At 49.8% G+C, this 12,095-nt stretch carries 8 protein-coding genes; 1 reads left to right on the top strand and 7 read right to left on the bottom strand.

The window, feature by feature from the left end; genetic code table 11:
- Positions 1 to 460 precede the first annotated feature (460 nt).
- From LU633_RS07430 to LU633_RS07400, 7 genes are all read right to left on the bottom strand, one after another.
- Positions 461 to 1,501: an IS481 family transposase gene (locus tag LU633_RS07430; RefSeq protein WP_046371791.1), complete on the bottom strand. Its 1,041-nt coding sequence runs from the start codon at positions 1,499 to 1,501 to the stop codon at positions 461 to 463.
- 78 nt (positions 1,502 to 1,579) lie between these two features.
- Entirely contained in the window at positions 1,580 to 1,717 is a 138-nt protein-coding gene (locus LU633_RS07425; RefSeq protein ID WP_161797004.1) for a hypothetical protein, read from the bottom strand.
- Between the two features lie 8 nt (positions 1,718 to 1,725).
- The gene (locus tag LU633_RS07420; RefSeq protein ID WP_082103858.1) at positions 1,726 to 6,540 is read right to left on the bottom strand and encodes an HNH/ENDO VII family nuclease; all 4,815 of its coding nucleotides are present in this window, start codon (positions 6,538 to 6,540) and stop codon (positions 1,726 to 1,728) included.
- 49 nt (positions 6,541 to 6,589) lie between these two features.
- Entirely contained in the window at positions 6,590 to 7,009 is a 420-nt protein-coding gene (locus tag LU633_RS07415; RefSeq protein ID WP_016193226.1) for a DcrB-related protein, read from the bottom strand.
- A gap of 105 nt (positions 7,010 to 7,114) precedes the next feature.
- Entirely contained in the window at positions 7,115 to 9,034 is a 1,920-nt protein-coding gene (locus LU633_RS07410; RefSeq protein ID WP_016193224.1) for a type VI secretion system Vgr family protein, read from the bottom strand.
- 560 nt (positions 9,035 to 9,594) lie between these two features.
- Positions 9,595 to 10,292 (bottom strand): IS1 family transposase gene (locus LU633_RS07405; protein WP_233482002.1). Its coding sequence is split into 2 segments (ribosomal slippage): positions 9,595 to 10,031 and positions 10,031 to 10,292, totalling 699 coding nucleotides; the frame shifts between segments, so codons are not numbered across the junction.
- Between the two features lie 602 nt (positions 10,293 to 10,894).
- Positions 10,895 to 11,206, bottom strand: a complete 312-nt coding sequence (locus LU633_RS07400; protein ID WP_233481953.1) for a tlde1 domain-containing protein — start codon at positions 11,204 to 11,206, stop codon at positions 10,895 to 10,897.
- Between the two features lie 308 nt (positions 11,207 to 11,514).
- Between LU633_RS07400 and tnpA the strand changes: the two genes are divergently transcribed.
- Positions 11,515 to 11,952 (top strand): IS200/IS605 family transposase, encoded by a 438-nt coding sequence (gene tnpA / locus LU633_RS07395; protein ID WP_046372389.1) that lies wholly within the window; start codon positions 11,515 to 11,517, stop codon positions 11,950 to 11,952.
- The last annotated feature ends 143 nt before the right edge of the window (positions 11,953 to 12,095 follow it).

Genomic DNA, 12,095 nt, shown 5'->3' with positions numbered 1-12,095 from the left:
ATCTGCCCCGGTGAGATTAAAAATATTCATTCCAACGCGGCGAAACAGGAAGCGAACGCTAACACGCCTTCATTCAACCCGCCCAACCAACATGGCAACACCTTTCAGGGGCTAACTGCTGTTACACCTACCACTCGCCTTGATGAGATTACGAGTATTGATGCTGAACAATATGAGACGTTTACAGGCGAGTTTAATAATTATGAAGAATGCGCATTGTTTGCAAAATACGAACAGCCTTTTAGTTAGCGCGCTTTTCGGTTACATCAGTCTTCAGCATTTCGTCTAACGAATATGTGACATGGTGGTTTGAGCAGCCATCGTCATTCTTCTGGTGTCAGACTGACGTTCATTATATACCTCATCTAAAATAAAATTGAGGAGGACAGACTTGACTTTAGTTGTACTAGCTCAGACCTGATCTGACAGTTACCGGTTATTTATACAGGTGTCTGTCAGATTACATCTGGTTCAGATTTTTTTCTGCCCAGACTCGTTTACCATCAAGTAACGTGGCCATTGGCGTACGCCCGCAGCACATTTTTCCCTGATGAGTTCGCTCATTATTGTAATGCCACAACCCGTTGTCCAGATCCGTTTGCAGGCTCTCCAGGTCTTCGTATAACTTCTTACGGAACGTAACCTGATAAAAATCCTGCAAAATAGTTTTATGGAAGCGCTCGCAGATGCCGTTCGTCTGCGGAGACATCGCCTTCGTTTTTGTATGGTCGATATCGTTGATGGCCAGATACAGCTGGTAATCATGCTGCTCCACCTTACCACAGTACTCCGTTCCCCTGTCGGTCAGGATCCTCAGCATCGGCAGTCCCTGAGCCTCGTAGAACGGCAGTACGCGATCATTGAGCAGGTCTGCGGCGGTGATCGGCGTTTTACTCGTATACAGCTTGCAGTGTGCCACTTTCGAGTACGTATCCACGAACGTCTGCTGGTAGATACGACCCACACCTTTCAGATTGCCCACGTAGAAGGTGTCCTGCGACCCGAGATAACCCGGGTGAGCAGTTTCGATTTCTCCGCTGGCCTCGTCATCGTGGGCCTTCTTCTCCAGCGCTGCGATTTGAGCGTCGGTAAGCACGATGCCTTCTCTGGCGACCTTTTCCTCAAGTGCCTTCAGGCGTTTACGGAAGTTCTCCAGGTCGTGCCGTTGCCAGATGGAGCGCACGCCGCTACCGGAGATAAACACGCCTTTTTTACGCAGCTCATTACTGGTCCGGTGTTGCCCGTGGGCCGGGAACTCAACGGCATATTCAACAACAGCGCGTTCAGTGGCTTCGTCGGCGCGGTTCTTCAGGTTGGGGACGCGGCGGTTCTGGTTAATCAGCGCATCGATGCCGCCTTCAGCAGCCAGTTCCTGATAACGGTAAAACGTGTCGCGTGACACGCCCATGATCTTGCAGGCTTTTGATACGTTACCGAGTTCTTCGGCGAGATTGAGCAGGCCGGCTTTGTGTTTGATGATGGGATTGTTAGTATGAATCATGAGAGTTACCTCGCGTTTTGTTTAAGGATTAGACACCCATATCAAAACCGGTAACTCTCAACCTTTCAAGGTCCAGTGTCAGATCAAGTCGCGACTAATACACATTAGGGCATTTTCAAGGTTGCTTATCTGGCTCTTATCTGCTGCACCGAGCCAAAAAATCTCATGTTTGCTTGAACTGTTAAGCCTGTCGATCAGGTCTTGAATATCAGCCATTTCTATCCTCACATGAAGTCTTGAGCGCGTAACGCCCAATATTTATTCCTGAACGTATCGTATTGATAATTTAGGCTTCCATCATGTCTGAAGCTTCGGCCATCTTCTATCAAACCATGTAATTCTTTGTGATATTGTTTATGTGTTGAGGAAACCAACTCTGCCATCGGCCCTGGCTCCTGCCCTAAAACATGGTGTAAGTTCATTTGCTTACCATCGGGACCAATAGGCGCGTATCCATTTTTCATCAAATCTAAATTAGTCCATCCATCAGCAACTTTTTGACGGATAGATCTATGGACGCTTGGATGCACAAAACCAGGAGCGTTTGGGCTTATATCAACCGTATTTTTATATACTGTACGGCCTAAAATTGTTTCTGGCTTATATTTACCAGATGCCGAACATTTGGATAACCCCAGCGGATCAACCCAGTTCAGCGGATTCGGCGCGTAAGCATAAGTATTCAGTCCCCCCGCCAGCCCTATCGGGTCAGGACTTAAATAAGTTCCTGACTCAGGATGATAGTACCGGAACCGGTTGTAAACAAGACCGCTTTCCTTGTCCTCCATCTGACCAGCAAACAGCAGCCCCGGATCCAGTCTGTCTTCTGCCAGATGGCGCATTCGCTCTGGCCGCAACCCCCACAGCGTGGTGTGCCTTTTACGCCAGACCTGATGACCCTCCGGGGTATACAGCGCCAGCGGCAGACCGTTCAGGTCGGTGCTGGCATAGTGTGTCTGCCAGACTCCCTCATCTGTATAGCAGTCCTGCTGTGCCAGCAACTCAAATCCGTTAAACACCTGATGGCGGGTTCGCCACAGCCTCTCATCACGGTATTCCCGGATGACCGCTATTGTATCATTATCCCACAGATAAACCGTCCGGCACTTTTTCCGTTCGCATGACTTTTCTGTCCGCCGTCCGCGCGCATCATATTTATACTGCCAGACTTCGCCGTCCGGTTTTTTAAAGCCGGTAAGCTGGTTCAGGCTGTTCCACTGGTAGGTGTATATCAGCGGCCGGTATCCCTCCTGGCGCAGCACCCGTTTGCACATCCGTCCGCAGCGGTCATACTCAAACCACTCATCACCACGCTGACTCAGCCGGTGACCCTCAACATAGTGAGTATTGTCGCTGTGCCGGAAAGGATAGGGCAGACGCTGCTCCGTCACATAACCGCATTCATCATAACCGTACTGCTCACTTTCGAGCGGGTATTCCACGGCAGTCACCTGCCCGTTACCGTTTAGCTGGTAGCGTACCAGCCCCTCATCGTCATTTACGGCAACGATGCTGCCCCGTACGTCATAGTGATAAACCCTGTCCTGGCTGGCCAGTATCGGGTACGGTATCTCCTTCTCCTCATTGGCATCCAGCAGCAACCGGGGCTGCCGGCCCGCTCTTCTGCGGACCGCCCGGTTCATCCCATCGTAATACTGGCACAGCATAAAGCCGCTATCGGCGCTGCGCCGGACTTCGTTGCCACACGCATCATACGCCAGATCGAGCGCCGCATTTTCCGGCAAGGCCAGTTGAACCAGCTCCCCGACTGCATTACGCCGGAAGGTGGTTTTCAGGGTATGGCGCCCGCCGTCTTCACTGGTATAACAGATTTCCCGCTCAATGCTGTGCCGGGACGGATAGCGGTATGTGATTTCGTGCGCCGGATGAATCTCCCGGGCTAAACGCAGTGCCTCGTCGTATTCATACGCAATGATATCGCCGTCTTTTTGCGTTGAAAGCAACTGACCGGTGTCACTGTAATGATAATATGTGGTGCCTTCTTCACTGTGTGCAGCAATGCACTGGCCCCGGGCATTATAGTCAAAGGTGATGGCCTGCCCCTGGCCGTCAGTCCGGCTGATGCAGTGCCCGTCTTCATCGTACGCGTAATGCCACACAGCACCGCCGTAATCTTCCTCTCGCTCAACCTGCCCCTGCGCATTGTAAGTATAACGCCAGGATTCACCCTGCGGATTGATCACCTGCGCCAGCTGTGCTGTCACGGTGTCATAAACGTAGCGCCAGCGGTTACCCGGCGCGTCTGTACGTGCCACCGGCATATCAAAGGGACCATATTCCAGTTGCCACTCGTATCCCGCCTGATCAACATAGCTCAACAGGTTGCCATGGCGATCGTAACGGTAGCTTTTCTTCGTCTGATCCGGGTGGATCACCGCCTTCAGCCGCTGGTGCTGCCAGTGAAAGTGTGTCTGCGACTGGCCGGGTTGAACCAGTGTCTGAGGCTGATCGCGTTTGTTATAACCAAACTGATAATGACGTCCGGCCTCATCGGTTATCTGGCTCAGGCGTTTGTGCGCATCCCAGCGATAGCGCTGACTGCTGCTATCCGGGTGGACAATCGCGGCCAGCAAGCCATCCGCATGATAATGAAACTGTGTTTTGTCACCGTTCGGGGAAATCATATGGACAGGCTTACCCAGTGCATCATATGCCTGCCGCCATTCGTGCCCCTGTGGATCGGTGACTTTGCTGAGTCTGCCCTGATAGTTATATTCATACTGCCACTGACTGCCAGATTCGTCAGTGTAGCAACGCAGTAACTGCGTGTGCGGCACGTATTCGTAAAAGGTCTGACGCCCCTGCGGAGTGGTGCGGGACGTGATGTTGCGATCGTCATCATAAGTGTAACGGGTGATCCGCCCGTCCTGCGTTTCTTCCGCCGTAATGTTATAAAGCGCATCACGCCAGTACCGGGTACGCTGGCCGCGACCATCCGCCACATCCGTATAATCATCACCGTAGCTTAATGTCCCGCTGTAATATCCCTGCGCTCCCTGCGTGCTGATACAACATCCCTGCGCGTCATAACGGAAATTCACCCAGGTCTGGTCGTTATCCGCCCATCTCACCAGCCGGTGATCCGCATCATACTGATAAAAAAGATGAAACTCCCGGGCAATATCCGCCTCCGTCAGCCGACCATGTTCATCCTGGTGATATTCCGCCAGCACTTCCAGCTCACCGGTATAACGAATAATTTTGTGCAGATAACCGCTGGGGTGATAATGCAGTCTTAACCGGATCCCGTCGGTATGGATAACTCCGACTATCTGCGCAGCATCGTTGCGCTCAAAATAGAGTTTATTATTGTTAACATCCGTCATCGCCCCCAGATAAAAATGGCGTTTTTCTTCGCCGTCAGCCATCTGTCGGTGGTTAAACGCATCGTAAAAGTAGCGGCTGATAAGTGTCTGTGCATCAAACAGCTCCAGTACGTTTCCCCGACGCCGTAAGGTCAGGTGGGAATAACTGGCGTTACAGGCAATATCTTCATCCGGCATAAAATTAAAGCTGTAAACCTGACCGGTATAATCGAAGATATCAATAAAACTTCCCAGCTCGCTGACCAGAGCATATTCACTCCAGTTGTCACTCCATCCTTTCCCCAACAGTCCGGCGTGGCTCTCCGTCGAGTCGTAATAGCGAATAAACTCCAGTGGCAATGTCTGCCCCAGGCGAATATCGGTGCGCATTTCAGTATAAGCACCGGTTGCAATATCAACAGGATCGAATATCCATCGTTTTACCCGGGCAAAACCATTGCGTGCTTTTTCGCCTATAGGTCGGGCAAAATTCGCCACATGCGTTGCCACTTTCGATGGACCGTTACGCACTGCGGCCAGCGCTCTCTGCGCACCAAGCAATGCGCCTCTGAGCCGGGGAAGTCGACCCAGCAGTTTACTGACGCCTCCTGCTAACCTGCCTGCCAGCTTCTGTCCGAGCGAAGACGGCGGCAGAAGATAACTGGCGATATTGATAACGCCGAGAACTTTACGCATCCAGGGGGGGAATTCCGCATCAATATCCAGACAGGTTAGTTGCCCCCCGCCAATAAAAACATTTTCTGACCCTGTCTTGATGATCGCAGAGCATTCCAGTTTATCGTCTTTGCGCGCCGCAGGTTGACCATTAATAAATACACTGCCGCTTCCCTGGGCGATTCGCGGCGGTTTACCTTCCTTACAGGTAGAGGTATCTCCCGGCGCCTCGGGAAAATCAACGTCCCGCTTTATTCCCCCATGACCGCCTGCCATGGTAATAAGCTCCGCAGTGACAGGCCCCCCGATTAACCACGAACTGGCAGCCTCCAGCCGTTCCATAACGCTGGCATCATTACGCCCCAGAATCGTATCCTTGTTCTTTTGGGTGACGTTATCGGCCCAGTTTGCTGCATCATTGATCCATCCCGGGGCATTGCTGACACCTTCTGCCAGCGCGCCAGGCAGGTGTGAAGCTGCATCAGCATAATTTCCCTCACCAAGCGCTGCTGCTATCCCCTGAAAATCGGTCGGCGCACTCTCACTCACTTCCACCGGCTCTGTCGGTAGCGTAACACCTGCTCTGGCAGCCTTTTTCTTGTTAATAACGACATTTGGGGAGCCGGTAATAATGGCACCATCTGGAGAAGTGAACAGACCGTCTACAAAGTTAGTGACCCCCTCACTGAGCTTATCAATCAGCGGTGCGGCTTTAAACGCCGCCACCAGCGCCAGCCCGCCTACCAGCAGGCTGGCCGGGAACGCCAGGGAAAATGCAGCGACGACAACAATACCGGTAGCGATAGTTAATGCCGCTCCCACCACGGCACCGGCAAGCGCAGCCAGAAAGCTTTTATGTTTAACCTGATCATCCACTCTGGCTGCCCCGGGTCCGGGTTGCCAGCCTGAACGGGTCTGTTTAACATTCTCAAATGACGCATCACGCTGTATTCTGGCCTGAATCAGTGTCGCTTTGTTACCTGCCAGCGAGGCTCCAACCATAGCCCCCATTGCTGCGACTGCTCTACCGATCGACATGTGTATCTCCTCTCCCTGTCAATCTGTCTGAATAATATAAAACAGCGGGTTAATCGGTGGATTCGGGATTAAAACTCTGAATAACGCCCAGTAGCGTTTCCTTTTGTTTTTTGCTCATGCCACTGGCACTGCTGGCTGTAAATGAGAGCAAGACGTCATTGAGATAAAGCATTACCGCCAGTTGATCGATACGCCCCTCATCACTTTGCCAGTGATACGCCAGTAAACAGGCATTCTGCGCTGCCAGAGTGATAGTTTTATATTCATCCTCGGTATAACCGGGCAACTGCTCCCGATACTGGGTCAGAATATTTTCAAGAAATTCATCTTTGTCGGTACCAAAAGGCAACCCCTGGCGGGTGATCACCAGATTGAGACCACTTTTATCTGGCGCAGAAAATGCGTTAAGCGTTTCATCATTCCAGTTTTCCGGCAGCTGAATAATTCCTTCATTAAGTTGGTAACGCATGGTTGCTCCCTTAGTTGACAAATACGCTGCTGCCGTTAATGGTGATGCCATCCTTACCCAGTTGAATGACAGAATCCCCGATATGTAAAACAATGGCGTCCGGTGTCAGAGTGATCTGGCTGTCACCCACGCCCAGTGAGATCCCGTTTTTAGCCAGAAACATTTGAAGACCCGAGCTTTCCCCACCCTGAGCCCCGTTGCAAAAACATTGATACTGTCAGCGGTAATGCTTTTTTCTTTGGCAATATCTTCGGTTAATGCACCGGCCTTTACAGATTTGCTTTCATCACCTTTACTGACAATAACCGTTCGATTTCCCTCCTGGATCTGAACACGCTGATTGCCTTTCACTGTTTCCGAGTGGTTTGCCCCGACGGTCGTTGTCCGGTCATTATTGATATGCGTACTCATGTCTTTTTGCGCATGCATTGAGAGCATTTCCTGCCCATTCGCATCCTCAAACATGAGTTCGTTATAACCTTCGCCTTTGTGAGTCTTACTCCTGAACGCCATTTGCGTCTTTGCGGCTGGCAGGCCAATCGACGGCAGATTATTCGCGTGATAGGTACGCCCGATAATAATCGGCTGATCCTGGTCACCATGCAGAAAGTCCACGATCACTTCCTGACCAATGCGCGGGGTGGCAATCATTCCCCAGCCGTTGCCCGCCCAGGGCTGGGATACCCGTATCCAGCAGGAGCTTTTGTCATCTGAACAACCATAGCGATCCCACGGAAACTGTACCCGTACCCGACCATGGTCATCGCAATAGATTTCTTCATCAGGCGGCCCGACTACGATGCCTATTTGAGCACCATCAACCCGGGGTTTAGGCAGTGGTGCTGGCCGCCAGGTCTGATGTGCCGGAATAAAGGTGAACCGGTTGCCAAGCGTTGTTCCCTGTTCCTGAGACGCTCTTTCCAGCGCCTGAGGCTGACTGCCGGTATGAGTGATGCTGACTACCTGCCAGCGCGTGTTGAGTGAGGCTCTGGGATGAGATGTCAGAGTAAATAACAGTCCCGGGAAAAGCTGTGGCGCATTACTGATCCCGTAGCCACCATCAGCATCGTTACGCAGTCCCTCCAGATGGTAGCGGGTATAATCCTGACCATGCTGGTCGTCTTTAAAACGTCCCGGAAACATATAGTATTCGTAATCGGGACGCTGGTTATGCAGTTTGCGCGCTTCTTCGGTAAACAGGCCGTACCAGAGCGGTCTTTTAAAGGTGTAGTCCTTGAGCTGCACACTGGCGGCTTTGACCTGAGCGCTGCGGATAAACTGATTTACGCAAAACTCCCCGGTCTGGGGCTGAGCATCAGGATTCCATGGCAGTGAGAGATCCGCTGGCAGCGGTCCTGCATCGTCGGCGAATACCATCTTGCCGTCCTGATTGCTGTCAAACCAGTAACAGATGCCTTCTTCCGCGCTCAGACGCTGAATAAAGCTCAGGTCATCTTCCTGATACTGGACACAAAATTCTCGCGCCGGATGGGGATAACGAAGAACGAACCGGGCGTTAAGTATTCCGCGTTCGCGCAGCAGGGTAGTGATGATATCTTCGGGGGTTTGTTGCTGAAAAATACGACAGTTACGGCGCAGCGAGGTGCGCCACAGTTCAGGACGCAGGGTCATACGGTATTGCGTCTGGTGCAGGCCGGTATTGCCCTGTTCAAAGGCGGCAATCATACCGCTGACCTTGCGCAGCAGGGTTCCGCCCTGAAGGATATTCAGTGTGGCATGCCCATCCAGTACGCGGGCAAAATCAACGTCCGGCTCTGCGCTGACAAGATTTACATCCAGCGTCCATGGTGACGACAGACTTTCCGTCAGGCTAAAATCGGATACGACAAATAGCGCTGCTGCCTGTCCGGTCACTGTCAGCGTGAACTGTAATCCAGGTGCAGCGCTGTCAACCAGACTTGATAGTAAATCTTTACTGGCACCAGTTAAGGATGACGTCCCAGAACTTATCTGAGAAGAAGCAAATACACCGTAAGGTTTTTTGTTGTTGTCATCATAAGACATCGTTCACTCCCTGTGTTTTTTGCGATGTATGCCTGTGAGGCCGGTTAGTAATGTATTTTATATGGGCAGGGCGGTCAGGGTAGCACAGCAGAAAAAGAGGCAGGTAATATATAAAAACAGGATGGTAACAGGATTTTTATATATAAATTTCAATCCATTATGATTATTGCCAGTCATTCATGTTATTTGAAGTTGAATTAGTTTAGTTATTTTCTTTTCTGGCAAAAATTATAACAGGGTACGCTGGCGTTTATCTGATGATAAAGGTTATCGGGAGGTTGATATTCTGGAGTTCGTTATTTCGGATAACAAACTTGTTATAGCGGTTTTTTTAGAATTTAACGGTTTGCTTTTTTAATTTTTTCGATTTTATTTTTTAAAGGGTTATATGGATTTTTCTTTGGAAGTAAATGTGTGATGAGTGATTCGCATTTCTAATTTTTTATTGTGATTTTGCTATGAAATAATATGGGTTGTAATTATTGTTTAATGATTTTTAACAGAGATTCTCGCTTATTTTGTGAGGGAAACTGCGCTCATATCAGGGTCGTGACGCAGATTTATTGATAATGATGAAGAGTAAGATACCAACCGATGATCTTATCGTGCATTTCCTCTGACTTCGAAAAGCAAATTGTTCTGCGGGTCAGTCGTTTGATATGTGTGCGAAGATTAAGATTATGCCGTTCTGTCCGTTGGGTATATTTCTTGCTCACCACGTGGCTTGTTGCACTTAACAGAACTTTATAAACCGGCCAGGCATCTGTCATATAAAAGGCAATGTTAAATTTGCTTAACAGGGCCGGCAATCGTCGCAGGGTCGGGGCATTTCTCGGGCCGAAGACGTGGGCCAGAGCACGTTTGCGGATACGGTCATAAGCATAGAACAACCACCGGGGATTGCTTTTACACCGCACGTAAGACCATTGTTCACCGGCTTCACAGCAGATAACAACCTCCGTTTCGGGGTCGATATTCTCAGCTACCTGCTTTGGGGAAATTTTTTTAAGTGCCGCAGAATCGTATTGAGGCTGATACCGAGAACCCGTGCGGTATCGCGACATCCGTAACCATTCATGGCCATATTAACAATGGTCTGGTGTGTGTCTGGTTTGGCACCGGAGTAGCTAAAGTTGAGCTGAAAGGTCTTTGAACAATGCTTGCAGATGTAACGTTGGGCACCGGATGCTGAATGTCCGTTACATCGTACAGCATGAGTTTCATTGCACTGAGGGCAGACGACATCAACTTTAGCCATATGTTACATCCAAAGCGCAAAGCATACGTGATCAGCAAGTCTGCGTCACGACCCATATCAGTACTGGCGCTGGCTGCGGGAAGAATGAGAAATTAAATCTGAACTGCATAATGCCTGCCCCATTCTTGTGGTGTCATTATCCCCGCTCACGCGGGGAACGCTGTCATTTTAAATTCTCCACAGCCTCACAATCAACTTATACGCAATGACAGCAACAATCAGATCAATGACTAAAACCACCGGGAAATAGACATTTTTCGGGTCACTGACGCCTAAGCACTCTGAAATTTTAAACCACACGGCCAGCTGATTTTCGGGCATCGGGTAGGGGTATGTATGAACGAACTTCAGAGAAAGAATACACAGCCCAATAAAAATCAACAATTTAATTAGGCTACGGGCAGGTTTTACCATATGCGAACACCTCTATTGTGCCATATGTTAACAGGTTGCTATTCGGGATGGGTTCCCTGCGGGTTTGGAGCAACGCACTGCGAATACCTGCAAAATCTGACGAATGCTGAAGAGTTATGCATCCTTTGGAGACACCCATTGGGCCGATGGGGTGGTAACCTGAAATGACCGCGTTCAACTGCACTAACTCATGTGTAATCGGCAATTCTGCCGTCATCACGATACAGAGCAAACCATTCATCATAGTGCGTAGGGGTTGAGGTTAACCAGGTCGGAATTTCTTTTACTTTATTTTGTAGCCATGTTCTCAGGTCGCCTTTTGGCCGTTCGACAATCCAGTATTTACCCGGTGGCAGTGGCCCGTTATCTGGTACACCAACGCCCCCGTCTTTATTGCGAAACTGCTTATTGCCGGAAAACGCCATGAACGTGCCTATGCCAGAAATTGTGAGCGGTGAGAACTTAGCCTCATTGACTACGAACGTTCCATGTAACGTCATATCTGTTCCTCAGTTAAATTGTTGGTCGGTTGGTAATATGTCGTTTATGGCGTTAACTGTAAACAGAGAAAGCCCCGGCGAAAGGGCTTTGTTTTTCGAAGTGTGGTCACTGAGTGGACATCTGTATAAAAATATGCACTGCTATCAATAACATTAACCGTACAAAGGCAGGCCACTTATGCGGCCTTTTTATCCCTGCATGAACACCACCTCCTGTGGAGGTGGTCAGCAATAAGTTGGCTCTGCCAGTCATGCTACTCATGGGAAAATCCGAATCTGTTATCCCCATAACTGCCAGGGATTTAACCATGAGCAGATTCCAGAAAGCATCTCATGTGCTCTGGTGTTGTCAATATCATATCGTATGCACACCCAGGTACCGGTTTCGCATCCTTAGTAACAATGTTGGTAAAGAGGTCTGTAAGCCGATAAGGATCTCAGGTGAGCAGCCCGGGATAGAAGTAGTGGAGCTGAATGTCCAGACAGACCATGTCCATTTGCGGGTAAAAGTGCCTCCATGGCTTTCGATTTCCCATGTAACAGGCGACTTAAAGGGTAAAACAGCCCTTCGATTGTTCAGTAAATTTCCCTGCCTGCGTAAGAACAAGCAGTGGGGGAATGATTTTTGGGCAAGAGGTTATTGTGTCGATACCGTAGGTATAAACGAAGAAATGATAATAAAGTACGTGAAGTATCAGGAAAAACATGAAGTTGAAGAGAGCCAGCTTCCACTGAAAGAAGTGTGAAGGGAAGGCTCTCTGAGTCTGGACTTAGTGCGCCCCTGTGGGGCGAAATCAATGGCACCTGCTATGCAGGTGGTTTTTTACTCTGAATAAGTCGGGTGTTTCCTGATGAGTTATTGCCATACGTGTGGATTAACTATTATATA

It is taken from the genome of Erwinia tracheiphila (assembly GCF_021365465.1).
GTDB classification, from domain to species: domain Bacteria; phylum Pseudomonadota; class Gammaproteobacteria; order Enterobacterales; family Enterobacteriaceae; genus Erwinia; species Erwinia tracheiphila.
Note: the sequence above shows the minus strand (reverse complement) of the source record. Positions and strands in the feature narration are given on the sequence as shown.

Coding starts and splice junctions, on each gene's coding strand:
- LU633_RS07430 (WP_046371791.1), bottom strand. CDS start 1,501: ATGATTCATACTAACAATCCCATCATCAAACACAAAGCCGGCCTGCTC.
- LU633_RS07425 (WP_161797004.1), bottom strand. CDS start 1,717: ATGGCTGATATTCAAGACCTGATCGACAGGCTTAACAGTTCAAGCAAA.
- LU633_RS07420 (WP_082103858.1), bottom strand. CDS start 6,540: ATGTCGATCGGTAGAGCAGTCGCAGCAATGGGGGCTATGGTTGGAGCC.
- LU633_RS07415 (WP_016193226.1), bottom strand. CDS start 7,009: ATGCGTTACCAACTTAATGAAGGAATTATTCAGCTGCCGGAAAACTGG.
- LU633_RS07410 (WP_016193224.1), bottom strand. CDS start 9,034: ATGTCTTATGATGACAACAACAAAAAACCTTACGGTGTATTTGCTTCT.
- LU633_RS07400 (WP_233481953.1), bottom strand. CDS start 11,206: ATGACGTTACATGGAACGTTCGTAGTCAATGAGGCTAAGTTCTCACCG.
- tnpA (WP_046372389.1), top strand. CDS start 11,515: ATGAGCAGATTCCAGAAAGCATCTCATGTGCTCTGGTGTTGTCAATAT.